Annotated in this window: 26 protein-coding genes; 4 read left to right on the top strand and 22 right to left on the bottom strand. The window is 48.7% G+C overall.

Translation table 11 applies throughout. The features are described from left to right. Positions 1 to 16: 16 nt before the first annotated feature. The 4 genes from TTER_RS08780 to TTER_RS08765 all read right to left on the bottom strand — a co-directional run bounded on the left by TTER_RS08780 (position 17) and on the right by TTER_RS08765 (position 1,411). Positions 17 to 379 carry a hypothetical protein gene (locus tag TTER_RS08780; protein WP_012875667.1) on the bottom strand — a complete coding sequence of 121 codons (363 nt, stop codon included), beginning with the start codon at positions 377 to 379 and terminating at the stop codon, positions 17 to 19. Next, positions 363 to 623, bottom strand: coding sequence for a hypothetical protein (locus TTER_RS08775; RefSeq protein ID WP_012875666.1), 261 nt, complete (start codon positions 621 to 623; stop codon positions 363 to 365). Before TTER_RS08775 ends, TTER_RS08780 begins: the two co-directional genes overlap by 17 nt. Next, positions 624 to 1,052: an Hsp20/alpha crystallin family protein gene (locus TTER_RS08770; protein WP_012875665.1), complete on the bottom strand. Its 429-nt coding sequence runs from the start codon at positions 1,050 to 1,052 to the stop codon at positions 624 to 626. It lies immediately after the preceding gene. A 65-nt stretch (positions 1,053 to 1,117) separates the two neighbouring features. Continuing rightward, positions 1,118 to 1,411 (bottom strand): hypothetical protein, encoded by a 294-nt coding sequence (locus tag TTER_RS08765; RefSeq protein WP_012875664.1) that lies wholly within the window; start codon positions 1,409 to 1,411, stop codon positions 1,118 to 1,120. 120 nt (positions 1,412 to 1,531) lie between these two features. Here TTER_RS08765 and TTER_RS08760 point away from each other — a divergent pair, with 120 nt between their 5' ends. Then, on the top strand, positions 1,532 to 2,659 hold the full coding sequence (locus tag TTER_RS08760; RefSeq protein WP_012875663.1) for a M48 family metallopeptidase: 1,128 nt from the start codon (positions 1,532 to 1,534) through the stop codon (positions 2,657 to 2,659). A 150-nt stretch (positions 2,660 to 2,809) separates the two neighbouring features. Here TTER_RS08760 and TTER_RS08755 read toward each other — a convergent pair whose 3' ends face one another. The 5 genes from TTER_RS08755 to TTER_RS08735 form a co-directional block, all read right to left on the bottom strand. Next, positions 2,810 to 3,529 (bottom strand): ABC transporter permease, encoded by a 720-nt coding sequence (locus TTER_RS08755; protein WP_012875662.1) that lies wholly within the window; start codon positions 3,527 to 3,529, stop codon positions 2,810 to 2,812. 21 nt (positions 3,530 to 3,550) lie between these two features. Further along, the gene (locus TTER_RS08750; RefSeq protein ID WP_169302660.1) at positions 3,551 to 4,057 is read right to left on the bottom strand and encodes a hypothetical protein; all 507 of its coding nucleotides are present in this window, start codon (positions 4,055 to 4,057) and stop codon (positions 3,551 to 3,553) included. Next, complete coding sequence (locus tag TTER_RS08745) at positions 3,990 to 4,940, bottom strand: branched-chain amino acid transaminase (RefSeq protein ID WP_012875660.1); 951 nt, start codon at positions 4,938 to 4,940, stop codon at positions 3,990 to 3,992. Before TTER_RS08745 ends, TTER_RS08750 begins: the two co-directional genes overlap by 68 nt. Positions 4,941 to 5,016: 76 nt before the next feature. After that, a complete protein-coding gene (locus tag TTER_RS14800) occupies positions 5,017 to 6,342 on the bottom strand; it encodes a sensor domain-containing diguanylate cyclase (protein ID WP_169302659.1) in 1,326 nt (441 codons plus the stop codon). Between the two features lie 378 nt (positions 6,343 to 6,720). Further along, the gene (locus tag TTER_RS08735; RefSeq protein WP_012875658.1) at positions 6,721 to 8,022 is read right to left on the bottom strand and encodes a glycosyltransferase; all 1,302 of its coding nucleotides are present in this window, start codon (positions 8,020 to 8,022) and stop codon (positions 6,721 to 6,723) included. Between the two features lie 227 nt (positions 8,023 to 8,249). Between TTER_RS08735 and lat the strand changes: the two genes are divergently transcribed. Then, positions 8,250 to 9,599 (top strand): L-lysine 6-transaminase, encoded by a 1,350-nt coding sequence (lat, locus tag TTER_RS08730; RefSeq protein WP_012875657.1) that lies wholly within the window; start codon positions 8,250 to 8,252, stop codon positions 9,597 to 9,599. A 135-nt stretch (positions 9,600 to 9,734) separates the two neighbouring features. Continuing rightward, a complete protein-coding gene (locus TTER_RS08725; RefSeq protein ID WP_012875656.1) occupies positions 9,735 to 10,877 on the top strand; it encodes a peptidyl-prolyl cis-trans isomerase in 1,143 nt (380 codons plus the stop codon). Between the two features lie 242 nt (positions 10,878 to 11,119). Here TTER_RS08725 and TTER_RS08720 read toward each other — a convergent pair whose 3' ends face one another. The 6 genes from TTER_RS08720 to TTER_RS08695 all read right to left on the bottom strand — a co-directional run bounded on the left by TTER_RS08720 (position 11,120) and on the right by TTER_RS08695 (position 17,718). Next, positions 11,120 to 11,674 carry an O-acetyl-ADP-ribose deacetylase gene (locus TTER_RS08720; RefSeq protein WP_012875655.1) on the bottom strand — a complete coding sequence of 185 codons (555 nt, stop codon included), beginning with the start codon at positions 11,672 to 11,674 and terminating at the stop codon, positions 11,120 to 11,122. 2 nt (positions 11,675 to 11,676) lie between these two features. Next, positions 11,677 to 12,945, bottom strand: a complete 1,269-nt coding sequence (tyrS, locus tag TTER_RS08715) for a tyrosine--tRNA ligase (RefSeq protein WP_012875654.1) — start codon at positions 12,943 to 12,945, stop codon at positions 11,677 to 11,679. Positions 12,946 to 13,021: 76 nt separating this feature from the next. Further along, complete coding sequence (locus TTER_RS08710; RefSeq protein ID WP_012875653.1) at positions 13,022 to 14,065, bottom strand: serine hydrolase domain-containing protein; 1,044 nt, start codon at positions 14,063 to 14,065, stop codon at positions 13,022 to 13,024. Between the two features lie 22 nt (positions 14,066 to 14,087). Then, positions 14,088 to 15,716 (bottom strand): putative manganese-dependent inorganic diphosphatase, encoded by a 1,629-nt coding sequence (locus TTER_RS08705; RefSeq protein ID WP_012875652.1) that lies wholly within the window; start codon positions 15,714 to 15,716, stop codon positions 14,088 to 14,090. Between the two features lie 32 nt (positions 15,717 to 15,748). Then, the gene (gene gmd, locus TTER_RS08700) at positions 15,749 to 16,741 is read right to left on the bottom strand and encodes a GDP-mannose 4,6-dehydratase (RefSeq protein ID WP_012875651.1); all 993 of its coding nucleotides are present in this window, start codon (positions 16,739 to 16,741) and stop codon (positions 15,749 to 15,751) included. Further along, a complete protein-coding gene (locus tag TTER_RS08695; RefSeq protein ID WP_012875650.1) occupies positions 16,738 to 17,718 on the bottom strand; it encodes a GDP-mannose 4,6-dehydratase in 981 nt (326 codons plus the stop codon). Before TTER_RS08695 ends, gmd begins: the two co-directional genes overlap by 4 nt. 148 nt (positions 17,719 to 17,866) lie before the next feature. Between TTER_RS08695 and TTER_RS08690 the strand changes: the two genes are divergently transcribed. Continuing rightward, positions 17,867 to 19,660 carry a S9 family peptidase gene (locus TTER_RS08690; protein ID WP_241215201.1) on the top strand — a complete coding sequence of 598 codons (1,794 nt, stop codon included), beginning with the start codon at positions 17,867 to 17,869 and terminating at the stop codon, positions 19,658 to 19,660. Positions 19,661 to 19,680: 20 nt separating this feature from the next. Here TTER_RS08690 and larE read toward each other — a convergent pair whose 3' ends face one another. The 7 genes from larE to gpmI form a co-directional block, all read right to left on the bottom strand. Next, positions 19,681 to 20,517: an ATP-dependent sacrificial sulfur transferase LarE gene (gene larE, locus TTER_RS08685; RefSeq protein ID WP_012875648.1), complete on the bottom strand. Its 837-nt coding sequence runs from the start codon at positions 20,515 to 20,517 to the stop codon at positions 19,681 to 19,683. A 36-nt stretch (positions 20,518 to 20,553) separates the two neighbouring features. Continuing rightward, entirely contained in the window at positions 20,554 to 21,363 is an 810-nt protein-coding gene (locus TTER_RS08680) for a ParA family protein (protein WP_012875647.1), read from the bottom strand. Between the two features lie 29 nt (positions 21,364 to 21,392). Then, positions 21,393 to 21,860 carry a universal stress protein gene (locus TTER_RS08675; protein ID WP_012875646.1) on the bottom strand — a complete coding sequence of 156 codons (468 nt, stop codon included), beginning with the start codon at positions 21,858 to 21,860 and terminating at the stop codon, positions 21,393 to 21,395. Between the two features lie 49 nt (positions 21,861 to 21,909). After that, positions 21,910 to 22,971, bottom strand: a complete 1,062-nt coding sequence (rseP, locus tag TTER_RS08670) for an RIP metalloprotease RseP (RefSeq protein ID WP_012875645.1) — start codon at positions 22,969 to 22,971, stop codon at positions 21,910 to 21,912. A 10-nt stretch (positions 22,972 to 22,981) separates the two neighbouring features. Next, positions 22,982 to 24,193 carry a 1-deoxy-D-xylulose-5-phosphate reductoisomerase gene (locus tag TTER_RS08665; RefSeq protein ID WP_012875644.1) on the bottom strand — a complete coding sequence of 404 codons (1,212 nt, stop codon included), beginning with the start codon at positions 24,191 to 24,193 and terminating at the stop codon, positions 22,982 to 22,984. A 61-nt stretch (positions 24,194 to 24,254) separates the two neighbouring features. Beyond that, positions 24,255 to 24,731 (bottom strand): hypothetical protein, encoded by a 477-nt coding sequence (locus tag TTER_RS08660; RefSeq protein ID WP_012875643.1) that lies wholly within the window; start codon positions 24,729 to 24,731, stop codon positions 24,255 to 24,257. Positions 24,732 to 24,858: 127 nt separating this feature from the next. Then, complete coding sequence (gpmI, locus tag TTER_RS08655; RefSeq protein ID WP_012875642.1) at positions 24,859 to 26,394, bottom strand: 2,3-bisphosphoglycerate-independent phosphoglycerate mutase; 1,536 nt, start codon at positions 26,392 to 26,394, stop codon at positions 24,859 to 24,861. Between the last annotated feature and the right edge of the window lie 13 nt (positions 26,395 to 26,407).

The raw sequence follows: 26,407 nt of genomic DNA, 5'->3' as shown, positions 1-26,407 counted from the left end.
CTAGTTTCCTGGTCCCTTACTTTTTTCTTCCAGCTTCAAGCAACTTGTTCCATAGCTCATAGGGTGCGGCGTCTTTGGCCACTAGCTTTGAACCGTGTGGCGCAATCTGATTCGCCATTCCCGTGAATTCACCTTTCTCCAAGTCCATAAGATCGATGTAGGTCTTGCCCTGTTCTAAGCGAGTTCCCTCAGGCACAATTGGCAACTGCTCCAGCTCATCCTTCCTGAGCCAGTTGAGATGCTCAACCAGATCTTTATAATCTGCTGCAGGTCTTCCCTGGGTAGTGTCCGGCCCTAGGTCCCCATAATTGAATCCTGCCTCAGGCTGAGGGTTAAGATCATGTGTGAAGCTGTCTTCAGGTTTAGGATTTTGAGTCATCGTGATTCTCCTCTTTATCCTCATCCAAGAAGGGGTCTGTCTCGGGATGCTCAGTGTAGCTTTCTTTACTGAACACATCCATATTAGTGATATCGCCCACGGGCGCATCCGGTGGTTCGCTGTCCCTGGCCCTGTGCCTTGAGCTTATCATGTCCTCATGAGGAGATTCCCCACCATCCAACCTGTCCTTGGGGCGTGGGCGATCGTGTTGATCAGTTGCTTCTTCTCTATCTTTAGGTGCCATTTAGCCTCCTATCTTGACCTGAATCTTCCTGGGTTCTGATCTTCTTCTCTTATCGAAGGTGATCCTTAGTATGCCGTCCTCTATGGAAGCGCTCGCCGAGTCCACATCTATAGTTTCTGGTAGCTGCAGGCTACGAAAATAAGGGCTGCTCTGCCACTCTTGAACCAGATAATTGCGACCGGCATTTACGTTCTTTGGGCTGGCCTTGATTGTGAGCACACTATTTGCGAAGCTTAGCTCTATATCCTCCGGCTTTACTCCTGGTATTGGTGCTTCGATGACTATGGAGTTATCGGTCTCATAGATATTCAATGGCACAAGCTGTGGCCTGTCTCCTCTCTGGTTACCAGGAGTTCTTTGCTCTTCTATAAGTCTATTGAGCGCTTCGCGCAGACTTATCAGGTCTCCAAAGTCACGATAGAAACTCATTGCTTGATACCCCCTCACCGACAAGTATTTTTACGAGCAAGGAGTATACCAAAGACTGACACGACCTAGATGCCTTCCTTGGGATGCCCTAGCTCGTCGGCATCAAGGGGACGAATATCTCCGCTTGGACCAACTGCCCACCTGGTACCTTGTAGACGATCCAAAGCCCTGTGAAGTATCGCCCATACCTGATCAGGCTGCATCCCCTTCTGCTTACATACATCCTCAAGGCTAATGCCAGCAGCTGCCATAGATGCAATCTCAGCCTCTTCTCCTCCTAGCTCCTGTAGTACCTCATTAGGAGCTTGGGAGAGTTGAGAACTTATGACTCTGTAGTCCTGCTCATAGTTTTGTGGCATCTTCATCACCTCCGGGGCATACTTCGCAGGAACTGTGCCTCTCGGAGGTATCTGTTTGCTATATCCTGGTGCTCGCTATATAACATCACAGAAGTATGTAGCGAAGACCGTGGAGGATGTATGGGAGAATCAGATAAGCTCCAGCAGGCGATAAAGTACAGCCGTCAGAAAGAGCTCTTATGGGTACTCTCCACTCTAGTTGGGATCTGTATAAATGTCCTGGCTATACTGCTTGGTCTGCCAATGCTGCTGTGGAGGTTCCTTGATGGGAGGGTTCCTGCTAGGTTGCGCTTGCCGGCTTTTGTAACCATTTTGTCAACGCTGGATTGGTTGATCTCTTTACCAATAGCCTTCTACTCAGGGTATATCCTGGAATGGCGTTATAATCTCAGTACACAACGCTTGCGCCACTGGCTGCTGGACCAGCTAAAAGTTCATACCCTCTCCGTAGCTTTTGGCGTACCTCTGGTAACCTCCTTCTATCAGGTCGTGAGGAGATGGCCGCGCCGCTGGTGGCTGATAGTTTCGGCAGCTATGCTACCTTTCACAGCATTGCTTTCAGAACTGTTTCCGGTGCTTATAGCCCCTCTGTTCAATAAATACGAGCCCATAAAAGACCCCGACTTCGAGAGTGAGCTACGACAGCTGGCTTCCAGAGAAGGGGTTGAGATCTCTCGTGTCATGCGCATGGATATGAGTCGACGTACCAAGAAGTCGAACGCTTTCTTCACAGGTCTGGGCAGGAGTCGTCGCATAGTACTGGCTGATACCTTGCTGGACCAGTTTCCAAAGGACGAAATAGAGGCCGTCGTAGCTCACGAACTAGGTCACCAAGTTAGGCGTGACACATGGAAGATGGTCGGTATAAGCAGCCTCGCCACAACTTTATCGATGTTCTTATTGTCTCGTATCTTCCCTGTGGCCACTCGTCTTTTGCCCTCTAGATATCGAGATAAAGAGCTATCATCCCCTGCAAACATGCCGTTGCTAGGTTTACTTCTGCAGCTGATTACTCTGGTGGGGATGCCTCTGATCAATGCCTATTCTAGAAGAGTGGAGTATGCCGCGGATGAGTACGCTGTGCGCGTAACCCGCAAGCCTGAAGCACTAGTATCAGCGCTGCAGAGACTGCAAGAATCCAACTTGGTGGATCCAGACCCACCGCTGATAACCAAAGTGCTGCTGCACTCTCATCCTTCGATCAAGGATCGAGTCAACCGGATAAGAGAAATAGCTCATCAACAATAGGGTTAGATTCTTTTGGGATTAACCCATTCTGACATGTATCGAGTTCGATCACCTGCATATTGTGTGCGTGCTAACGTGCAGTGGGTATATGCTTAGTAAAGATTCTGGAGATGGGGATGACGTGGCCCATCTCCACTTGCGTTTGGATTTCTAACTGGCGCTGAGCCGAGATGGAAAAGGAATAGATCTATTCCCCAAAGCCAGGAGTAACAAGTTCACCAACAGACTTATTAACAGGAGTATGATGCCGAGGGCAATCGCGCGATCGAAGTTGCCCCTGTTAACCTCCAGGGCGATGGCTGTGGTCAATACCCTGGTGTAATGCAGGATGTTACCGCCCACTATAAGTGAAGCTCCTACTTCAGCTATCGCCCTCCCGAATCCTGCAGCTACTGCTACTACTATCTGCTGTCTAAGCAGCCTGACCAGTTCGTAGCTGATGCGGAGCTCCGAAGCGCCATCGGTACGCATAGCTTCTATGAGCTCGTAATTAGAGCTGAGTATGGCGCTGCGTGTGAGGTTGGTTGTTATAGGGACAACTACCAGGAATTGAGCTACTATCATAGCTGCTGGGGTGTAGATCAATCCCAGGTCTCCGAGTGGTCCAGAGCGCCAGAGCAGCAACGCAATCACCAGACCTACCAATATCGGCGGTAGCCCCATACTGGTGTTGATAGCTGCCTCCAGAAGCCTCTTGAAGGGGAGATCTCTGGAGGCAAGAGCTATTCCTAAAGGTATACCCGTAATAGCTGCTGCGAGAGTTGCTATGCCCGAGACTACGAGAGAGAGTAGCGCTATCTCGTAAGTGAGCCTGTCGAAGGTAAATATAAGTTGTAGAGCATTGATGAAACCCTCCAGAATCAGGTGCATATCTGGTGATAATTCCTGCCTTCATGCAGCATTCCGGGGAGCACTATATGTTCCTCCTACGTAGCCTAGAGCCAGTCCTATGGGTACATTAAGCACGGCAATGAAGATTAGTTGAGCTATAATATCCCCCACGCTCAAAGGCACAATACCCAGTGCTGTAATAGCTAAGCTGTCGATAATAGATGTGACTATGCCCGCAATCCCACCTGCTCTAAGCCCCTGTGATACGTCGCGGGTCAGCCCTGCTGCCATGTAACCACAAACGGTGTAGAAGATCATGGTAACTATAAGGTTTACGCATTGTGTGCCTATGTCCCCTGGCGCTGTTTGATTTGAAGAAGGTGAAGGCGTGGTCAGCAGCATTACAGCTATGTCAGCAACCGAGGTAATCGCCCCAAACGCTATGCCGGCAAGAATAGTTTGTCTACGGAAGTTCATGCCCGCTATACCTGTTGCTTCACTATTGTTCTGCCCTGACGCCCATGCCAACTGGAGTAAGCCAGTTTCTATATCTGAAGTCTCTACCATAAACCACTTCTCGGTAGATGTCACGTAGCTGACGGGTAATAGGACCAGGGGCTCCGTGCTTCATTTCGTGTCGATCAATCGAAGCTATGGGAGTGATCTCGGCATGCGTACCACAAAGGAAGGCCTCGTCTGCTAGGTAGGTCTCCGTACGATCCACTACCCTTTCCTCTACTTCAAGGCCCAGGACCTCCCTTGCCAGGTGAATAACAGTGTCTCTGGTAATGCTCTCAAGTATTCCGCTGGTGATATCAGGTGTGATGAGCTTGCCCTTACGAACGAAGAATACACATGATCCCGTACCCTCGGCAACTTTACCTTCAGGATTGAGGAATAAGGCTGTATCGTAACCGTTCATAGCAGCCTCGCTGGATGCCAGCTGGCTATTACGATAGTTGGCCAATGCCTTAATTCTGGGGGGAAGTACTCTCTCGTTGATTCTCGTCCATGAGCTGTAGCAAGCATGTAAGGAAAAATCTTCCTCTAATCTTGACACAGCAGGTCTAGAATAGATGAACATCTCTGTGGTTCTATCACCAACTACGCTAAAGGCTTTATTGCCTACCGCGTATGCCAAGGGCATGATATAGACGTCTCCCCTGTAATCGTTGGCCCTAACCAGATCTATTGTGGCTTGACATATCTCGTCCACTGTGAACTCTTTTGGCATGCGTATCAACTGCATGGACTGCTCAAGTCTGCGAGCGTGATCTTCGAGCCTAAAGATGTACATCTCACCTTCGGCATTGTTCCAATAGCCTCTTATCCCCTCGAATACAGCTGTAACCGATGCCCACCAGTAGTCGGTCAGGTGGACTGTGGCCTCCTCCCAAGGGATAATCCTGTGGTTCCACCAAAGATACTTGGGGTTCTCTTGCTGCGACATATTCCCTCCTGGACTCCAACTTAAAGAGCTCAAAGATATGCTAGCAGATAGGAGGATATTTGATGCATATATTTTTCTAGTATGCGCCCATAGGTTCAAGCTGTGGATCTTGTCTCATGTCTGCATAGTGCACGACTTTGTTACGCCCCCTACGTTTGGCTTCGTAGAGAGCTGCATCGGCATTGCGGATGAGCTCTTCTGGGGTGGCACCATCAAAAGGATAGGTGGCTGCGCCCACAGAAACCTGAAGTGTTATCGTCCTCCCGTCCTCAAGAACCACTTGGTGTCCAGATATAGCCGATCGCAGGCGTTCTGCTGCAGCTTTGCTGTCGTCTATAGATGCTCCAGGGAGAATAGCTTCGAATTCCTCACCCCCGAACCTCCCCAGTACGTCGATGGATCTTAGCGTCTGACGAGCTACTCTCGACATCTCCTTGAGAACTTTATTACCCACTTCATGCCCAAAGGTGTCGTTGACCTGCTTGAAGTGGTCGAGATCGAAGAATAATATAGAAAGACCTGTGTAAAGCCGACGTGATCGCTCGATCTCCTCCGCAACCCTTTCTACGAATGCACGATGGTTGAGAAAGCCACTTAGGGGATCCCTGGAGGCTTTCTCTGAAAGTTGGCGGTACCACTCAGCATTGCGTAGGGCTAGGGATACGTAATCAGCGATCGACTCCAGAGCGGTTATAGCAGAAGTATCAAATGCGTTCTCCATGCGACTCTCTATAATTAGTACTCCCCCGGGACGATCATCTATTATGATAGGGATAACTGCCATCGACCTGGCCCTGAGACATGCAACTCCCCCTACGCCCTTCTCCTGTAAGAGGTCATTTGAGTAGACGCTCTTACGTTCTTGTATGGATCTGTTAATAAGTGGGTGAGCGTTGATATTGCCATGGACGGTCTTTTTGCCATCTGTTCTGTAGCTAGCCACGATGCTAAGCTCGGAGGAATCCTCAGTAGTAAGTGCCAGTATGACGGCGTCATATCCAAGATTTCTATGGATTGCACCTACTACTACATCTGGGACATTCTCCGGAGATATCACGGCCAGCACGTCCTGTCCGACGGCATGAACAGCTTCCAGCTGTATCCTGCGGCGGCGCTCTAACTCAGTCTCTCGCTGCAGCTGACGACTACGAGTCCATACGTCCTCTAGGTTGTTGCGTAAAATCTGCTCTCTGTGACGCAGGCGAATGATTTCTCCCTTCATTAGGGCTCCGATGGCTGTTGCTCCAAGGGACGCTACCGACAGGACTGCCTGCTCGACCAGACCACGACTGGATACATCTGAGTAGATCATAGGGGTGAAAGCAGCAATTACTACCATCAATCCAATAAGAAGGGCTGATGTCAGCTCATAGTAGAGGGCAGCAAATACTACCGGTAACATATACAGTGGCTGAAAGGGACTATGTTCCCCACCGGTAAGATAGACTAGTCCGGCTAGTAGCGATATAGAGCTTAAAGGCATCAGGAGAAACAAGCTTCGTGGCAAGCTATCCCAAGGCACCAAGTAAATAAGAACTATGGAGATTACAGCTCCCAGGATGATTAGATTTGCGCCAACGCGACTAGATGCCAAATGCAATTGCGGGTAATTGATCACGAACAGAACAAGAATTACGGCTATAGCGTAGAGAGAGCTTGCTAACGCTCGTAGCTTACGCTCTAGGCCGTTCCTGTAGTTAGTTGGTTCTTGCCCTGTATGCACTTTGATCTCTACATGATACAACAAAACTGCGGGGTGTTGCAGCAATAAAACATATCATTACCCTTCCACCACCTGTTGATGATCATCCTGTGTGGCAGCCATCTCTGTTGACCGCTCACTATACAGCTTGTCGAATAGTCGTAGATAGTCAAGTAGATACCTAGTAATAAGGAAGTGCTGACGGACATGCTCCCTGCCAGCAACACCCATTCTTATCCTGTCATCAGGATTCCTCAGTAACCAGATTACCTTCTCAGCAGCCAGTTCGTTGTTATCGGCTATGAATCCGTTGACTCCATCTAAAACCTGCATGGGAATGCCGCCCGCACTTGTGCCCACAACCGGAGTACCTTTCCAGAGTGCCTCTGTCACTACCAGACCGAATCCCTCACGTTTGCTGCGTTGAAGGACAACCTGGGAGGATCTTTGAAAGACATTGACATCGACACTGTTATCCTTAGTGCTTGCCAGCAGGTAGATGTCAGGGTCTTCACCGGCATGCCTGGCGGTCTTCCCGAACCAGTCTATGCCTTCGGGATCATCGCTTGCCAACGTAGCTACCATGGCAAGCTGTAACTCTGGTACTTCCTTCTTGACCAGTCTATAGACATCTATCACACCAAGAGGGTCCTTCCACGGATCATAACGTGATATCTGCGATATAAGTGGGCGAGTCTGATCTATGCCATACCTTGATAGGACGTCATGGATTGTCGACTCGGGCAATTCAACATTCTTGGGACTTAGGGGATCAATAGCCGGGGGGATGATTGCTATGTGCCGAACAGACAGCCCAGATTTGACGTACTTCTCCATTGTGAAGATAACGGCATCGTGGCATTCCACATAGGGCTTTATAAACTCCCATACCTTGGGCTGAGCGTCCGTAAGATCTATATGACATCGCCATATCCAGAAACCTTTCGTGCCTGCACCCCTTTCCTTCAGGAGTCGCCTAATAGCTACCACCTGCGGATCGTGCATCACTACAAAGTCGTAATCTTCATCGAACAGATCAGCGTTCATATTGCTGTAGCGCAGGTAAATATCCAGCATATGCTGGGTAACTGGGATGGGCATGCCTTGTAGGGCGTTATGGAAGGCTTTGGTTACCTCGAAAAACTCAGTCGCACCCCGAATGACTTGCCACTCTGCATGCATGCCAAGGTCCTGCATCATAGGAACCATCGTGCTGAGTATCTCAGCTACCCCTCCACCAAAAGCTGTGGCGTTTACGTGAAGCACTCTGGCGTCCTTGAACTTGTTGCTGAGCCTCTGAATCTCAGCTAATTGCTCGTCAGGGGCAACTCCTTCATAGGAATCCAGGCGAACAGGTTTGACAGGCACCCGAGTGAACATCTTGGACCCTCCTCATACTCTTTTCCCAAGGGTTGGCAAGAAGTATACCCGGATGCCGAAGAAATTCAACCCCTAGGCGCACGAAAGTCTGACACCTTTGGGGATGGGGCGTTTATGACTCCATTATTACCCGCAAGGGTTATATAAAACCCAACAGAGCAAGCATATAATACACTGAGGGGATCACGAGGGGTGGTTAACATATCAATTTTATGGGGGTAAAGGGTATGGATACAGTTGTGAGGACGGGCTTTGAACCCGTGAGGATCGCACCTGCGGATGTACATACGTGCTTGGCTCGCCACATCCTTGTGGATGGCTTGCCACTGGTATATGACTACAGAAGAAGCCAGGGCTCATATCTCGTGGATGAGACGACTGGCAGGCGCTACATAGACCTGTTCAGTTTTTATTCATCTGCTCCCCTGGGGCACAATCACCCCAAAATGCGCGATCCTGAATTTGCAGCCAAGATAGCGGAGATAGCATTGATCAACCCTTCAAACTCCGATGTGTACACTGTTGAGATGGCTGAGTTTGTTGAGACCTTGGCAAAATACGTTATTCCTCCAGAATTCCCGCACCTGTTCTTTGTAGCTGGTGGAGCGCCCGCTGTGGAAAATGCTCTCAAGGTAGCGTTCGATTGGAAGGTGCGGAAGAACCTTGCAAGAGGCAAGGGAGAAAAGGGGACTAAAGTCATACACTTTAGGGAGGCCTTTCACGGCAGGCTGGGATATACTCTATCTCTGACGAACACCTATGATCCTCGTAAGTACAAGTACTTTCCAAAGTTTGATTGGCCTAGAGTCGAGAATCCCAAGTTACGTTTCCCAATTACCGCTGAGGTTATTGCAGAGGTTGAGGAAGCTGAGGAGAGGAGTGTCGCCCAGATAGAGGCAGCTCTTGATAGATATCAGGATGATATCGCAGCGATCATTATCGAGCCTGTGCAATGCGAAGGTGGTGATAACCACTTCAGACCCGAGTTCTTTGCGAAACTACGCAAGATTGCCGATGAGCGTGAGGTAATGCTTATCTACGATGAGATCCAGACAGGTATGGGCATGACAGGTACATGGTGGATGGCTGAACAGCTAGGTGTCATGCCAGATATCATAGTCTTCGGGAAGAAGCTGCAGGTGTGTGGTATAGCAGTAAGCCGCAGGGTGGATGAGGTCGAGGATAACGTGTTTGTAGAGCCCAGTAGGATAAGCTCTACCTGGGGCGGTAATCTGGTCGATATGGTCAGAGGACAGCGCTACATACAGGTTATCCTTGAGGATAATCTCCTGGAGAACGCTTCTCGCCAAGGTAAGTTCCTCTTACAGCAGCTCGAAGGACTTAGGGAAGAGGGTTTTGCTATCTCCAACATCCGAGGGAGAGGGCTACTCGTGGCTTTCGATCTACCTGACCATGAGCTTAGGGATCTGGTCCATCATGAAGCACTGAAGGCGGGAGTGATATTGCTTAAGTGCGGTGAGAAGGGCATACGATTACGGCCCTTTATGGATGTGAACAGTGACGTCCTGCAGGAAGCCATAGATATACTCCGTACTATTTTGCCTAGATCTAAGTAGTGTTCTGCATGCATACTTAGATGATGTTTTTCTCCAGCATAGGGGTTTTGACATCTCTCAGGTTTACTGGTTATCATTGCAAGTCCATAAAAAGTAACATGGTGAGGTTGAGCTAAGCATCTGGAGGTAGGCATATTGAGTATAAGAAGGCAGGTATGTAAGGTAATGGGACGTGTTGTCCCCACTGCACTGGTTCTCTCAGTCCTGATAACTGGATGCGGTCCCACTAGCTCTCAAGAGCAGAGATCTCAGCAGATTCCTACACCTGCAGCAACAGTAGCAGAGCCTATATCCCTGATGCCATCACCTACTACTGTTAGTACTCCTGAGACCTCAAGTGCCCCAACTGTTCAGGTTACTCCTGTCCCCACCGCATCTACAGCGAACTTTGACCCTAATGGTATCGTAGCAGTAGTTAATGGTGAGAAGATCACCAACAAGGAGTTCTATCAGGAGCTTGAGAAGAGGTATGGCCAGGATTTGATCAGTGATATGGTGATCACCAAGCTGATAGAGCAGGAGGCCCGTAAGCGGGGGGTATCGTTGTCCAATGAGGATATGCAGAAGGCTCTCCAGCAACTGCAAACAGCCTTTCCTGGCCAGAGCATAGAGGAGATAGCTCAGGGTCAGAACATGACAGGTGACCAGCTGCGTGAGCAAGTCAGAGTGATGGCGCTGCTCGATAAAATGCTGGCTCCTCAGGTAAAGGTAACCGAGCAGGATGCCAGGAACTTCTATAATCAAAATCCACAAGTTTTTCAATCCCAGGAACAGCTAAGGCTTGGCCAGGTAGTGACGGATAATGAGCAGCAGGCTGCCGATGCTGCACAGGCGCTGCGAGATGGTAAAGACCTAAAAGAAGTGATAGCCAAATATGGCAGCAAGAGCCCAGAAAGGGCTAAGAAGAACGGGGACCTGGGCTACAAGTCCTTGAACGAGCTAGACCCGCAGCTAGGAATGACTGTGATGCAGATGGCCGTAGGGGATGTGAGTGATCCTATACGGCTGCCTGATGGTTCCTACGCGGTCGTCAAGATGATAGATCGCAAGGGTGGAGTACAGATGCCCTTTGATCAGGTCAAGGACAGAGCTATGGAGCTGGCCAAACAAGACAAGATTAACAGCATGATACCTAAGTTCCTTGAAGAGCTATATAGTAAGGCAAAGATTCAGTCACGAATAAAGATCATACCACCTAACACTCAGCAACCATCTGCCGAGCCATCTCAGCCTTCTCCGTCACCTCCGGCACCATCAGGCGAAGAGCCTAAGGGTTAGGATAATACCAGGGACTTTGCATTTGTCATGTGCGAGCGTCTGCTATGCTTCTGGCAGACGCTCGCTTCTTTTGAAGCTTACACCTGTAGCTAAGAATCTAATCTTTATCTTTAGAGTTTCCCAGCGACTATATGTAACCGTGAACTAGCCATTTTTCCCGTCAGGTATCTCCTGCTTGCAAAACTTGCAAAACTTTCTGATCACATCATAGATAATAGGTTTGTCCCATGATCAGGATGGGATCATGCAACAAGATTCTTCTCCTTGGCGAGTGCATCGAGCGCCGATTCGAACGCTGCCATTGCATCGTTTCCCCAGAGGACAAAAGTTATATCTTGCGGCTCCTTGCCTGATTGTAGATGTTCTATGGATACTCTTAGTGCAACAGGTGCAGCCAGATGTAAAGGGTATCCATATGCGCCGGTACCAAGAGAAGGGAAGGCTATGCTGTGCACAGAATGTTGATTAGCTAGCTCCAGACTTTTTCTGTAGGCACTTTCCAGTAACTGTTCCTCGCCAGCTTTCCCTCCTCTCCAGATAGGGGCTACAGCGTGGATAACATACTTAGCTGATAGACGACCAGCTCCGGTGATCACTGCACTTCCTGTAGGGCAACCACCTATTCGGCGGCATTCCTCCATGATACTGGGGCCCCCAGCTCGGTGAATGGCTCCATCTACTCCCCCACCGCCACTGAGGCTAGCATTAGCTGCATTTACTATGGCATCCGCTTTGACCGTGGTAATGTCTCCCTGGATGAGTCGGAGGGTACCTTCGCCTACCCTTATCTCAAGCATGGTTATTCCTCCTGTAGGATAACCGGAGTCCTTGATCCAACCTGTAGCAGAGCTTCATGCAGCTGCCCTGGCGTTATCACGTGAGTGTCGTCTTTGACAACCTCACCCCGAAGCCTAACTCCTCCCTGACGGATAAGACGTTTTGCCTCACTGTTGGAGGAAGCCATACCAGTTGTTACCAATATATGAGTTAGTCTAGTTCCCTCCGGATTAAGCTTTATCTTGGCAACAGGGATGTTGCTTGGTAGTTGATCAGTCTTGCCACCGGTACGCCTGATCTCAGCGTATCTCTCGTAATCTTCTGCTGCTCTCCTGGCCGCTTCAGGCCCATGAAACTGTGATACGATCTCTGTTACGAGCTGCTTCTTGACCTCTCTAGGATCGGCCTGTCCGTTCTGTATGGCCTGAATTTTCTCCTCTATCTCCTCGATGGGCACGTCTGTGAGCAACCTGTAGTAAATACCTATATGATCATCGCTCATCGTCATTAGCTTGTTAAACTGCTCCTGTGCTCCCCAGGAGACGCCTACGTAGTTGCCCAAGCTCTTGCTCATCTTCTCTGTCCCCGTCAGACCAGGTAGCAGAGGAAATGTGACTACTACTTGTGGTTCCTGACCGTAGAGTCTTTGTAAGTCTCTCCCCATGAGGCAATTGAATTCCTGGTCCGTACCTCCGAGCTCTATATCTGCATTAATCGACACGGAGTCCATACCCTGCATAATGGGATAGAACATTTCATGCAGGAACACAGTCTGATCTGGATCCTCAAATCTTCGCCCGAAGTACTCCCCCTCTAGCATCCTCTTGACACTGATGTGGGAGCCTATAAAGATGAGGTCCTTAAGAGTCAACTTCGCCAGCCAGGTGCTATTGTAGACAACCTCAGCGCGTTCAAGATCCAATATCTTGGATACTTGCTCCTTATAGGTGGCCGCGTTCTCTAGCACCTGCTCATGGCTCAGAGGAGGTCTGGCCTTACTGCGCCCTGAAGGGTCCCCCACAGTAGCCGTGAAGTCCCCAAGTACGAGTATGGCTGTATGACCAAGATCCTGAAACCGCCTCAGGTTACGCAGAGGCACGGTATGTCCTAGATGTATATCGGTTACTGTGGGGTCTATACCCAACTTGACACGGAGGGGCCTGCCTTCCTTCTGAGCTGTGGTCAGCTTATAGCGTAAAGCTTCCTCATCAGGAAGGATCTTCTCTGCACCACGTTTGATTATCTTTATCTGTTCGTCTACTGACATTTGCCAAATGTCACTGCCGCTCAATATTTGAACCCCTTTAACATGTTCATGGTAATGAATTCTTATAAAATCATACCGATTTTTGCAGCGATATTTTCAGCTAGGTTATAGAGCCATACACTGCGTTCAGGATTTTACGAGCGGTATCGTGCTCTACATCCCATCTGTTAGTCAGATAAACAAACACCAATTGCCACTTGGGGTCTATTGCCAGCAGTGTCCCCGTAGCTCCTCCATGCATGAACATCTCTTCCGATCCCAATAGATCAGCATCATTACGCCTCTTTCCCCATCCCAGAGCGTAGGCTGCATCACGCTGGCCTTCGGGTGTGACTTCCTTCATCCCATGAGTATATAGCCTGGTCATTGTGTTCACTGCCGGCGGGCTTAGGAGCCTGTATCCATTGAGCTGACCACCCCTAAGAAATGCTTGCCCAAACTTGACCATATCGCTAGCTGTGCTCCATAAGCCTCCCCCTGCTACTTCCATCCTAATGAAGCCTTCCAATTGTTCTTCACTCCCGAAATCATGAACAGGCATAGCAAGAGTTCTATCTGCAGGGGCAAACGATGTGTGTTGCATGCCGAGAGGTTCAAAAACGTATTTTGAGAGGTATTCAGCAAATCGCAGCCCTGTAAGTCGAGAGACTATTTCCGCGAGTATGGAAAAGCTAAGAGAGCAGTATTGGTAGTTGGTACCAGGCTCAAACTGTAGGTAGCTCTCACACGCGGCTTTCACTAATTCGTGATGACTTGGCTGAGATACAGTTTGCATCTGCTGCCATGCCCACTCCTCAGCTAGGCCGCTCGTGTGGGTCAGTAAGTGAAATACCGTAACGTGTTCCTTTCCATGTTTTCCAAATTCAGGTACATACTTTATCACCGGATCACTTAGCAGTAACCTTCCTCTCTCCACCATCTGCATTACAGCTGTAGCGGTGATGGGCTTCGTGATGGATGCTAAGAGGAATATGCTCTCGATCTTAGCGTTATCTTGCCCGGGAACTACATGAGACCACAGTGTTTCTTCCGCATTGGCCACAGCGATCACAGCTGTAGGATGGTCCCCCGACCTGACGGCTTCTTCAGCTATCTCTGCAGCTTGTTGTAGCCCTTTAGTGTCAACAGTAAGTGTAGCTTCCATCAATCAATGCCTCCAGAACTGCTTATTTCTCAAGTACTCTAGCAAGTGGGGGTACTACCTGCTTCTTTCTGCTGACTACCCCTTTCAAATAGGCTGTCCCTTCCCGGGGATGTGCACCAAAGGCCTTGGTTACTATTTGTTCCTCATCCTCTTCGGGGACGAACAGGATGCTTGATTGGTCCAGTATATCTGTGGCCAGGAACAGGAGGTAGTTCAAACCCTTCTCATGCTTGAACTTTTGCATCTGCGACAGGAAATCCTGCTTGTGCTGCTTGAAGAAATCTATGTCTACGGTCTCAGCTTGACCTATTCCCACCTTGTTACCATTCCAGTCGTAGATCTTTAAGTTAGATTCCAAGATCTGTATTGGAGTCTTCTGGTCATAGTTAGAGTTGGCCTTGAACATGGCGTAGGCAAGTTCCTGAGGTTCCACAGATGCTACATCAGCCAACCACCTTCCGGCCGTTTCGTCCCTGGGGGTTGATGTAGGAGATCTGAAGAGTAATGTGTCCGAGATGATACCGGAGAGTAGTATACCTGCTATCTGCGGTGAGGGCGTAATACCTCTATCTCGATACATCTCCGCAACTATAGTGCTCGTGCTGCCTACAGGTTCAAGCTTCATAAATATGGGCTCTGGAGTATGAAGATCTCCCAGATTGTGGTGGTCTATAATTTCTAGTATCTGTGCTTGTTCAAGTCCTTCTACAGCTTGTGATCTATGGTTGTGATCTACCAATATGACTTGTTTCCCTTTGAACCTAAGCAGATCTGATCTCGTGACTATGCCCACGAGCTTCCTATCGGAGTCGACAACTGGTAGAGCTGTGGTAGCGGTGGTTGATAACAGAGATGCAGCCTCTGACGCCGGATCATCTGGATCGGCAGTTGGAGCCTCCCTGCGCATTACCTCTTCCACTGCCACACTTAGATTGAGCAGACGTGTAACTCTATAAGAGTCATGAGGGGTAAGCAGAAGCAAAGTGCCTCTGGATCTCGCGAAGTCGATGACGGACTTATCAGGCCGAAGGTTACCTACGACTATAACGCAGGCCGCTCCACGAGAAATAGCAAGTTCCTGGACATCTTTGCGGTTGCCCACGACGACCATGTCGCCCGGTTGCAATCTCTGCTGAATGGTGCTGGTAGCCATAGCGGCCACGGACACTCTGCCTTGCCAGTCTCCCTCAGGTGTGCCAGTGAGGACCTCGGCTTCAAGCGTGCGTACGATCCTATCGTATGAAAGCTTTAGCTGTGCTCCTCCCGAGAGGTCCAACTCCTGCAGGTATCTAGCAGCTACGTCGTCCAGGGTCAATACACCGATCAATCTATGTTGATCATCGACTACGGGTACGATCCTTTTGTCCTGTATTACTCTGCCAGCCTCCCTTATCGTGTGAGAAGCTTTCAGGTATTGCGGAGCTCTGTTCATTACATCGGAAACCCTGGTATAGACGTCACTTATGAGCTCCGGGATCTCAACTCCGAACCTGTCTAGAACGAATGCTGTTTCTGCTGACAGATCGCCCAGACGTACCGGCTTGGTATCAAGTTCTTCTGAGCGTTGCTTCAGGTCAGCATAGCCTATGGCGGACACTATAGTATCAGTGTCCGGATTGCGGTGACCAATAACGTATATCGGGTTTCCCATATCAGGTTACACCTCCCTAGCTCTTTAACGAATCAACGGATCATCGGTGTGAGCGGAGCATCCTTCTGGCTGGCTACTAATTCCATGTCTGCTTCCACCATCATTCTGACTAAATCTTCGAACTTCACAGTTGGCTGCCAGCCCAGCTTCTGCCTTGCTTTCGTGGAGTCTCCTACTAGCAGGTCGACCTCGGCAGCTCGGAAGTACTTGGGATCGACCACTACATAGTCTCTATAGTCAAGTCCAACATGTGAAAAAGCTAATTCGACCAACTCCCTTACAGAATGCGTTTCTCCAGTAGCTATAACATAATCGTCAGGAGTATCCTGCTGCAGCATGAGCCACATCGCCCTCACGTAATCGCCGGTATATCCCCAATCTCTTTTGGCATCAAGGTTACCTAGTCTAAGTTCCTTTTGCAGCCCGTGCTTGATCCTTGCTACACCATAGCTAACTTTACGAGTAACGAATTCTAGTCCTCTCCTGGGGGATTCGTGATTGAAGCATATTCCTGAACACGCGAATATTCCATATGACTCTCGATAGTTCACCGTGATGTAATGTCCGTATACCTTTGCTACACCGTAGGGGCTACGTGGATAAAAAGGAGTGGTTTCTTTCTGGGGAGTCTCTCTTACCTTGCCAAACATTTCTGAGCTGGAAGCCTGATAGAACCTTATGCTGGGGTCTACAAGTCTTATAGCCTCCAGCATACGGGTTACTCCCAGCGCAGTGAACTCTCCAGTTAGCACTGGTTGGGTCCAGCTGGTGGGTACAAAGCTCTGCGCTGCCAGGTTGTAGACCTCATTTGGTTTATATTCCTTGATGATATCTATCAGAGAAAGCTGATCTAGCAGATCTCCAGTTACTATCTCTATATCATCTTGGATGTGCTTTATTCTTCCAAAGTTTTCCAGGCTAGTACGCCTTACCATGCCAACAACTCTATAGCCCTTTTCGAGCAGGAACTCTGCTAGGTAGGAACCATCTTGTCCAGTTATGCCGGTAATTAGCGCCGTTTTCATATGGTATCTCTCCCATGACGCACTAAGTATTGATCGCTTTTGACCCTATCTCTCCAATAGTCAAGAATGTCTATAAGGGTCTGCTCCAGTGGTATATGCGCCTCCCACCCCGTATCTCTGCGAAACTTCTCGGGATTGCATCTTAGCTCAGGTATGTCTGAAGGTCTCAACCTGTTAGGATCCGTCTCTACTTTTATATCTATTTTGGATTGTCCTACCAGAAATTCCAATATCCATTGAATGGACACTGATCTACCTGTCCCTATGTTGTAGATCTCTCCAGACCTCGATCTATCTACGGCTAATACGTAAGCCTTTACTATGTCTCTAACATCAGTAAAGTCACGCTTGCTTTCTGTATTGCCGACCCTGATCACCGGCTCCGATAGACCTGCCTCTATACGCGCTATCTGCTCTGCAATGGATGGTATAACTAGCCTGGGTTTTTGCCCTGGGCCCGTGTGGTTAAATGGCCTTAGTACCGTAACAGGTAGTTCTTGACTCTCATGCAGGCTGAGAGCAAGCAGTGTCTGTGCGGCCTTGCTCACGGCGTATGGGCTTATAGGAGCTAGTGGTTGCTTCTCGTCTATCGGCAGTTCGTTGGGCTTTACCTTACCATATTCCTCCGCGGAACCTATCGCTATGATTCTGGGTTTCGGATCTATATCTAGCGCGCTGTATAGCAAATTCGCTGCCCCTAATGTGTTATTCTCGATCGTATATATTGGGTGTTCAAAGGAGCTGAACACTGAGCTTTGAGCCGCTAGATGAAAGATTACGTCCGGCCTAATGTCTTGGATAATATGCTGTATAGCTCCGCGATCTAGGAGATCTGCCCTGACTGGAGTTGCACCCTCGACTGGCGCACCAGATCTTGAAAGTGCCCATACATGCCAGCCTTGTGTCTTAAGCTCTCTTACCAGGTAGGGGCCCACAAATCCCGATGCTCCTGTGACTAGAACCTGTCTCTCTTGCATGTACCTTCTTCCTTAGTTTTCCTATTTGCTCTTCACCTTCAAGCCCATATTATCGGCCTAGACGCAATACCCATATTACTCCAATTTAGATATATTTCCGACTTCTGCTATCGTATTACTTAGGCTACTCCTAATTATCGAGTGAGAGGTGAAGAGGTTGCATAAGTATGACTTTCGTAGGTTCCTACATGTTCGCAACGCTTATGCAGGGTCGATCAGCCCTAGCGGTAAACAGGTGGCGTTTCTGTATGATGTGACTGGTGTCCCCCAGGTTTGGATCACGTCCATAGATGGACAGTGGCCAGACCAGGTTACCTACTTTGAAGAAAGAGTATCAGGAGTCAAGTTTTCTCCAGACGGTAGCCGACTGGTGTTCATCATGGATGCTGGTGGCAATGAACGACATGGCATCCATGGTGTGTTGTTGGATGGTTATGTACACGAACCTATACAGCCAGAGCCGAATGTCATTCACTTGTGGGGAGATTGGAGCCCTGACGGTAGGCGGATAGCCTATACCTCAAACAAAAGAGACCCCAGGTTCTTTGATGTCTATATCAAATCTTTAGATGGTGGGGATCCCATTATGGTCTTGCAGGACGATGGGACGAACTCTGTTCCTGCATGGAGTCCAGATGCCCGTCACCTGATTGTCTCCAGGTCTGAGACTAACCTGGACAATAATATCTACCTGCTGGATTTGGAATCTGGCGACCGTAAGCTTTTATCTCAGCATGAAGGGGAAGCGCTGTTTGTATCACCTCACTTCATTGGATCCGACAGACTGATAGTTGCCTCTAATAAGGATAGAGAATTTGTAGGAGTTGCCGAGATAGATCTGAACGATGGAGATTTCAGATACTTGATCGAGACCGACTGGGATGTAGATTCTCTTACGGTCAGCAAAGATGGCTCAAAGATCGTCTATGCACTTAACGAGGATGGCTATAGCAGGCTATATATCTGGCAGGATGGCCACATTAGAGCCTTAGAGTATATTCCTTCTGGCGTGCTTGCGCAACAGCTAGAGCTATCTGATGATGGCTCGACTCTAATACTCTCTATGTATTCTCCCTCCCTTAATCTGAACGTTTGGGCAGTAGATGTATCCTCTGACAGGTGCTGGCAGGTTACTTATGCTGGCAGGGCTGGTATACCTGACGACGTATTTGCCGAGCCTAGGCTGATCAGGTATCGAAGCTTTGATGGTCTGGAGATCCCTGCTTTTCTCTATCTCCCGCCTGATAGGGAGCCTCCTCTACCGGTCGTTGTCCACGTGCACGGTGGTCCTGAGTCGCAGGCAAGGCCAATTTTTAATGCGTCCATCCAATACCTGGTTCACCATGGTTTTGCCGTACTGGCCCCGAATGTACGTGGCAGCACTGGTTATGGCAAATCTTATACACATTTGGACGATGTTTACCTCCGAATGAACTCAGTAGCGGATTTAAAGGCTGCAGCGGACTGGTTAGTAGAATCGGGCATAGCTCAAGAGGATAAGATAGCGATAATGGGAGGTTCGTATGGTGGATTCATGGTGCTATCGGCCATAACCACCTATCCGGATGTTTGGGCAGCAGCGGTAGATATAGTCGGTATAGCTAATTTCGTGACCTTCCTCGAGAACACTGGCCCATGGAGGAGGAAGCTTCGGGAAGCCGAATACGGAAGCCTTGAGAACGATCGAGAATTTCTGGAGTCTATATCCCCTATCAACCATGTGGACAGGATAAGTTGTCCGTTGCTGGTAGTACATGGTACTAACGATCCAAGGGTGCCTGTGGGAGAGGCGGAGCAGATAGTAGATAGCCTGCGCGCCAGAGGGACGGATGTAGAGTACATACGATTTGAGGATGAGGGACACGGTGTAGTGAAACTGCCTAATAGGATCTACTACACAGAGCAGGTTGTAAGGTTTCTCGACAAGCACATTGGGAGCTAGCTCCCAATGTGCTCTATATCTTAATTCGCTGTATGAGTGTGAGTGTAATTTGGGGTAAGCTTTAGTACGTCGTTCAAACTACCGCTACGTAATCCAGAAAGATCCAAGGAGACATAGAGGAAACCAGCAGCCTTGATGGCGGATACTATCTCATCACGCTTCTCAAGTACCTTTGGGAACTCCTCGATTGGTACCTCGATGCGAGCGACATCGCCATGATGCCTGACCCTTAGCTCTCTAAATCCTAATGATCTCAGGGCTAGCTCGCTCTGCCCAATTTGGCGAAGCTTCTTGATAGTTACACTGCTGCCATAGGGAATACGGGAAGAAAGGCAAGGCATGCTCGGTTTATCCCAGGTGGGTAGACCCTTTAGCTTTGATATTTGGCGTATTTCTGCCTTGGTTAGTCCTGCTTCTGCTAATGGGCTGCGTATACCTAGCTCCTTAGCTGCCTGATGGCCAGGGCGGTAGTCATGGCTATCATCCAAGTTGAAGCCATCCACTACAACTGCATAACCTTCCTGTTTCGCGAGCGCTGAGAGCTTCGTAAATAGTTCACTCTTACAGTAGTAACATCTGTCAGGATTGTTAGCTACGTATCTGGGGTCAGATAGCTCCTCAGTGTGAATAGGTATGAACCTTATACCTATCTTTCTAGCGTTTTCCTCGGCTTCTTTGAATTCTTCTTCTAGAAGGCTTTCACTTATGGCTGTGGCTGCTGCTGCCTTGTCCCCCAAGACTTCATAAGCTACTGCTGCAAGCAGGGTGCTGTCAACGCCCCCAGAATAGGCGACCAGCACGCTGTCCATATCTCTCAATAAAGATTTCAGAGTTTCCAGCTTGTCTTCAAGGGACATATCAATGCTCCTTAGCTTCTTATAGTGCATTCTATACTAACGGTCAGGCTTACTGTCAAAGGCAAGACCGTATACCTGCTTTATTCTGTCTAAAAACTCTTCTCCCAGGGAGCTGTATGCAAGCGCTGCTTTGGAGCTTGGATAATACTCAAATATGCTTTGACCATAGCTCGGTGCCTCGCTAAGGTAGACGCTTCTCGGTATAAGAGTTCTGAAGAGTTTGTTTGGGTAGTGTTTTTGTACTTCTTCCACAACTTGCTTCGACAACCTAGTTCTGCTATCAAACATAGTCATAACTATACCGAAGAGCTCCAATGTTGGGTTTATCCTACTCTTCACTAGTTGGATTGTACTGACTAGGTGTCCTAACCCTTCCAATGCCAGGTACTCACATTGTATGGGTACTATAAGTCCTCTAGAGCTACTCATCGCATTTATGGTCAGCAATCCAAGCGAAGGTGGACAATCTATTATGACTATGTCGTAGTTGTTGAGTATTGGCTCAAGTGCAATCTCTAGCCTCTTGTCTCTATCAGGCAGCGAGGCAAACTCTACTTCGGCTGCTGCCAGGTCCCTACTTGCTGGCAATAGATCAAGCCCTGTTTGTGAGGTTAGATGAATAACTTCTTTAGCAAGTTCTTCTCCGGACAACAGATCATAGAGAGTCGCTCCTTGGGGCTCTACTCCAAGGCTACTTGTGGCGTTTCCTTGGGGGTCGAGATCCACTAGAAGTGTGCGTACACCGCGCCCGGCAAGATACGAGCTAACATTGACGGCTGTGGTGGTCTTGCCGACTCCACCCTTCTGGTTAGCTATAGCAAATATAGGTGTAGACTTCTTGTTCATTTTGACAGGAGGGTTTGATAGGATCCTCTTCAGCTTTGAGTGCCTCTAAGCACTATAACTTTCATTGGGGCATGCTCAAGTATATAGGGGATAGTTGTCCCCATGTAGTACTCTCCATGCTTGCGCTTGTATGGTAATCCTACAACTATAAGGTCGCAGTCTCTAGCCGTGGCCTCATCCACTATGGCCGTACCTGCCGTTCTGGCTTGTAACAGGTCCAGGTCTATTCGAGCTCCTATGGAGTCTGCAATAGCTTGGGCTCTTTCCAAGACTTTATCTGCCCTTATACTAACGTCCTCGTCTGGAGAGGCATCTACAGGCTCTGTCCAGGGCATCTCTATAACGTGCACGGCATATATGGGAGTCTTAGTCCCTTTGGTCAACCAGCAGGCAAACTTTACCACGGCTTCATCCATCGGGTTGTCTCCAATTGCGACAAGTATTCCCCTGAATTTGTCTATCCCTGTTGGGTGTTCCTCTCGTCGCCAGGGCAACATATAATTCTTTCCTCCAGATAAATGTTAGTATCGTGGAAAGAGGTTATCTTTATGGTATAGCTGTACCTCCAGCTATCCTTAGCACATCGAAGATACTGATTATTGCAAGCAGGGCTAGTAACAGCATCATCCCAACGGCGTGCACTAGGGCCTCTTTGTTGGGCGAGATTTTCTTGCCGCGGATAGCCTCGATTATCACGAAAATAAGCCTCCCTCCATCCAATGCTGGCAGAGGTAAAAGATTTACCAGGAACAAGTTGATTGAGAGGAGAGCTGTCCACTCAGCTATTCCTCTGAGTGCGCTCTGTCGCGCTATCTGTCCGGTGGCGTCAGCAATACCTATGGGCCCCATTACGCCTCCTATGCCGACCTTCCCAGTGATTAGGTCGCCTATGCCCTGCACTATAGTCGCTATTACTTCAAAGCTATGACTAATCCCCACTCCGATAGCTGCGATAGGATTGTACTTACGAGTTACTACGGTTTCTGGATATATAACTATGCCGATTGCTCCCTGCCCTCTGGGTGGATTTACCCTTGGTGTTACCTGCTTCGATATTGTTCTTCCATCTCTCTCCACGACGATGGTCACTGTTTGGCCCTGTTTGCCTGCTATTACTCTGGCTATATCATCGGGGGAATCTATGCTTATCCCGTCTATAGATCTAATCTTATCCCCCGGCTGCAGTCCTGCTGACGCCGCGGGTGAGTTATCAGCTACCTGCCTGATGACAGCCCCCTTAGAAACTGGTAACCCAGTCATTGCCAGTAGGGTGAATATGATTATGGCTAAGAAAAGGTTCATTAGAGAGCCAGCAGCTAGAACTATCGCCCTTTGCCAAGGCTTCTTGTAGCTAAACGACCTTGGGTCGTTGGGGTCTTCTCCGTTCTCACCATAGATGCGCACGAAGCCCCCAACAGGTATGAGGTTAATGCTATAGATAACCTCCCCACGCTTTATACCTATTAGTCGTGGTGGAAACCCGAACCCGAACTCTTCTACTCTGATACCGTTTAGTCGCGCAGTTACAAAGTGCCCCAGCTCGTGCACAAACACCAGCAGCCCGAGCACTGGTATTATCCATAGATAGACTAACCAACCTAGATCCAATTTCTACCCCCTATACTTCTATACGGCTACGGCCCTTCATGGACTTGATGAAGGATTTTACAAATAATCTGGCCCACCTATCTGCCTGTCTAATAGATTCTAGATCTATATCTTCATCTTTACATATTGCTTCATGCTTAGCTAAAGCTTCCTCTACTATACAGGATATATCTAGGAATCCTATATGACCTTCCAAGAATGCTGCTACAGCTTCGTCATCTGCAGCGGACAATACTGCGGGATAAGTGCTGCCCTTCTTGCCAGCTTCTATAGCTAGACTCAGGCATGGAAACCTAGCCATGTCTGGAGGGTAGAATTGCAGCTCAAGTGACTTAGTAAAATCCAGATACCCTAGTTTGCTATTGTAGGAGTGCTCCGGATAGCATAGGGCGTATTGAATAGGCACTCGCATGTCTGGGATGCCAAGTTGAGCTTTTATTGAGCCATCATTGAATTCAACCATTGAGTGCACTATGCTTTGGGGATGGATCACCACATCTAGCTGTTCAAACGGCATGTCAAACAGCCAGTGAGCCTCGATTACTTCTAGTCCCTTGTTCATTAGAGTGGCACTATCTATAGTTACCTTGTTCCCCATGCGCCAATTTGGGTGGGCTAGCGCTTGAGATGGAGTAACTTGTTTCATCTCCTCTAAAGGCGTATCTCTGAAAGGTCCGCCTGATGCGGTTAGTATAATCCTCTTTACGCCTTCCGGTCTTCGTAATTTGGAATCTCCTAAGCCTTCCCCCTGCAGACATTGCCATATTGCAGAATGCTCACTGTCTATAGGCCGAACTATAGCATCGTGTTTATGCGCCTCAGATACTATGATTCTGCCCGCCATGACCAGGGCTTCTTTGTTGGCCAGGGCAATTATCTTGCCGTTCCTTATACCTTCTATGGTAGGTTCCCATCCGGCAGAACCGGTTGTAGCCACCACTAACAAGTCGACCTGAGGAGATGCCGCTATCTCTAACATCCCCTCAGGTCCGCTTAGCCCACCCGGGAGTTTATCGCTAACAAGGCAGTACATTTGTGGCTTGAAACGTTCTATCTGCTCTTCAAGTAGTTTACGGTTGCTGCCTGCAGCTAAGGCTACAACCTTGAATTTATCTGGATGTGAGCTTATAACATCCAGAGTCTGAGTGCCTATCGAGCCTGTACTACCGAGTATAGCTACCTTTATCGGCTGAGCAATTTCACCTTTGGGGTACATAAACATAACGCCCAATTCTACCCTTGAGTATATTGGGCGTCAAACTAATACTGATGGCCTTGATTAGCTAAGCTGAGTTTGGCAGGAAGCTTCTCAACCAAGGCTTAATAAGGGCCCACGGACTTGGCATCTCGTCGCTATCTTGAGGTTCTATTCGGCTTCTAGTAGGCTCTGTTTTGGACGCAACAAGTTTTTCATATTCATGAGTCGGTACGCCACCGCTCTCAAGCAACTTCCTTCTGGTCCTCCGCATCTCTCGCTTGAGCAACATGAGCTCTTTCTCTATCACTGCTATCTCATCCCTAAGATCCTGTATGGCCAATTCCCTTTCCTCTAGTAATGACAAGAGCTCATGCCATTCCATGGGCTCACGCTCGTCATCTTCAAGTTCTGTTAGAAGTCGTGCTCTGCGCTCTTTGGCATTCATATAAGCCTTTCTCCTGTTTTGAAAATCCTCTATAAAGGATTCCAGATCGTTATTACATTCTCTCCCCAAGCTTTCTATTACCTTAGAAGAATAGGTGTGCCCATTCCTTGTTGCCAATTGCCCTCTCCTTGTGTCTCCGATTCCTTTCTAAGTACGAACTCATCATAAGCATCAAGAGTAAAAGAGGGCATTAAAGGATCAGCCAGAGCGCTAAAAGCATCGTAAAAGCAGGAGGTTAGTAAGACTAATCCCAGATAATTAAGCTGGAGCCAGTCATATCTGGATGAGGGGGTATTCCTATTAGGTCGAGTAGGGTTGGCGCCACGTCGGCAAGCTTGCCCCCTGCTCTTAGTCCCCTAACTTTACTGACTCCTACGAGTATACATGGAACTGGATTAGTAGTATGTGTTGTACATGGGGTGCCATCTTCCATAAGCATGGTCTCGGCGTTACCATGATCGGCTATGATGAGTGCTGCTCCACCGACCTCCGTAGTTGCCTTCACCAACTCACCAACTCCCTGATCCACGGTTTCGCAGGCTTTTACTGCGGCGGATATAACGCCCGTGTGACCTACCATGTCAGGATTCGCAAAGTTGACTATAATCAACCCATCTTTCTTCTGCCTTATGCGCTCTGCCACTTTCTGCGCAAGCTCTGGTGCGCTCATCTCGGGTTGAAGGTCGTAAGTAGGCACCTTAGGGGAAGGCACCAATAACCTTTCCTCTCCTTCGAAGGGCTTCTCTCTCCCGCCATTGATAAAGTAGGTAACATGAGCATATTTTTCGGTTTCAGCAGCGTGGAATTGTGAGAGCCCAGCCTCGGAAACAACTTCGGCTAATGGATGAGCAACATCGAAGGCTCTGAAAACTACACCGCTTACCGGTATCTGAGGGTCGTATTCAGTCATAGTAACGTAGTATAGAGGTGTAATATATACGTCGCGCTCGAACTCTTTGAAGTTAGGATCTACAAATGCTCGAGTCAGCTGCCGTGCTCTGTCGGCTCTGAAGTTGTAGAAGATTATGCTATCCCCCGGTCTAACAGTTACGGGAGAGCCATTATCCACTACGGCTATAGGCTTTACGAATTCATCTGTGATACCTTCCTGGTAAGATTTTTCGAGGGCGGCGATAGGATTACTTGTTTGCTCGCCTATCCCCTTGGTCAAAAGGTCATAGGCTAACTTGGTCCTGTCCCATCTTTTATCCCTGTCCATGGCGTAATAACGGCCAATTATGCTGGCTAGTTTTACACCCGATTGTTTGAATATGGGCATCCAATGGCGCAAGTAATCCAGGGCGCTCTTGGGTGGTGTATCTCTGCCGTCCAGGAAGGCATGTACAGCAACTCTATCGAGCCCATTTTGCTTGGCCATGTCGATTAGGGCCTTCAAGTGGTTGTAGTGACTATGCACACCCCCTGGGCTGAATAGTCCCATCAAGTGTAATGTGGCATTGTTCTCCTTGGCGCTATCAATGGCACTAAGTAGTGCGGGATTCCGATAGAAACTACCATCTTTTATAGACTTATCTATCCTTGGCATGTCCTGTAGCACGACGTAACCAGCGCCGATATTGAGGTGACCTACCTCAGAGTTGCCCATCTGCCCTTTAGGCAACCCCACAGCCTCACCAGAAGCTTGCAAAGTAGTGAATGGGCAGCAGCTAGACAGCTGGTCATAGTTCGGAGTACGTGCAAGATGGACCGCGTTACCCTCGCCTTCTGGGGCTATACCCCATCCATCCATGATGATTAGCACTGTTGGCCTGTATGGCAACCTCTTCCTCCCT

Origin of the sequence: Thermobaculum terrenum ATCC BAA-798, assembly GCF_000025005.1 — a bacterium.
Classification (GTDB): Bacteria; Chloroflexota; Chloroflexia; order Thermobaculales; family Thermobaculaceae; genus Thermobaculum; species Thermobaculum terrenum.
The sequence above is the reverse complement of the archived record's forward strand: the minus strand, read 5'-3'. Positions and strand labels throughout refer to the sequence as shown.

Coding starts and splice junctions, on each gene's coding strand:
- TTER_RS08780 (WP_012875667.1), bottom strand. CDS start 379: ATGACTCAAAATCCTAAACCTGAAGACAGCTTCACACATGATCTTAAC.
- TTER_RS08775 (WP_012875666.1), bottom strand. CDS start 623: ATGGCACCTAAAGATAGAGAAGAAGCAACTGATCAACACGATCGCCCA.
- TTER_RS08770 (WP_012875665.1), bottom strand. CDS start 1,052: ATGAGTTTCTATCGTGACTTTGGAGACCTGATAAGTCTGCGCGAAGCG.
- TTER_RS08765 (WP_012875664.1), bottom strand. CDS start 1,411: ATGCCACAAAACTATGAGCAGGACTACAGAGTCATAAGTTCTCAACTC.
- TTER_RS08760 (WP_012875663.1), top strand. CDS start 1,532: ATGGGAGAATCAGATAAGCTCCAGCAGGCGATAAAGTACAGCCGTCAG.
- TTER_RS08755 (WP_012875662.1), bottom strand. CDS start 3,529: ATGCACCTGATTCTGGAGGGTTTCATCAATGCTCTACAACTTATATTT.
- TTER_RS08750 (WP_169302660.1), bottom strand. CDS start 4,057: ATGGTAGAGACTTCAGATATAGAAACTGGCTTACTCCAGTTGGCATGG.
- TTER_RS08745 (WP_012875660.1), bottom strand. CDS start 4,940: ATGTCGCAGCAAGAGAACCCCAAGTATCTTTGGTGGAACCACAGGATT.
- TTER_RS14800 (WP_169302659.1), bottom strand. CDS start 6,342: ATGTTACCGGTAGTATTTGCTGCCCTCTACTATGAGCTGACATCAGCC.
- TTER_RS08735 (WP_012875658.1), bottom strand. CDS start 8,022: ATGTTCACTCGGGTGCCTGTCAAACCTGTTCGCCTGGATTCCTATGAA.
- lat (WP_012875657.1), top strand. CDS start 8,250: ATGGATACAGTTGTGAGGACGGGCTTTGAACCCGTGAGGATCGCACCT.
- TTER_RS08720 (WP_012875655.1), bottom strand. CDS start 11,674: ATGCTTGAGATAAGGGTAGGCGAAGGTACCCTCCGACTCATCCAGGGA.
- TTER_RS08710 (WP_012875653.1), bottom strand. CDS start 14,065: ATGGAAGCTACACTTACTGTTGACACTAAAGGGCTACAACAAGCTGCA.
- TTER_RS08705 (WP_012875652.1), bottom strand. CDS start 15,716: ATGGGAAACCCGATATACGTTATTGGTCACCGCAATCCGGACACTGAT.
- gmd (WP_012875651.1), bottom strand. CDS start 16,741: ATGAAAACGGCGCTAATTACCGGCATAACTGGACAAGATGGTTCCTAC.
- TTER_RS08695 (WP_012875650.1), bottom strand. CDS start 17,718: ATGCAAGAGAGACAGGTTCTAGTCACAGGAGCATCGGGATTTGTGGGC.
- larE (WP_012875648.1), bottom strand. CDS start 20,517: ATGTCCCTTGAAGACAAGCTGGAAACTCTGAAATCTTTATTGAGAGAT.
- TTER_RS08680 (WP_012875647.1), bottom strand. CDS start 21,363: ATGAACAAGAAGTCTACACCTATATTTGCTATAGCTAACCAGAAGGGT.
- TTER_RS08675 (WP_012875646.1), bottom strand. CDS start 21,860: ATGTTGCCCTGGCGACGAGAGGAACACCCAACAGGGATAGACAAATTC.
- TTER_RS08665 (WP_012875644.1), bottom strand. CDS start 24,193: ATGTTTATGTACCCCAAAGGTGAAATTGCTCAGCCGATAAAGGTAGCT.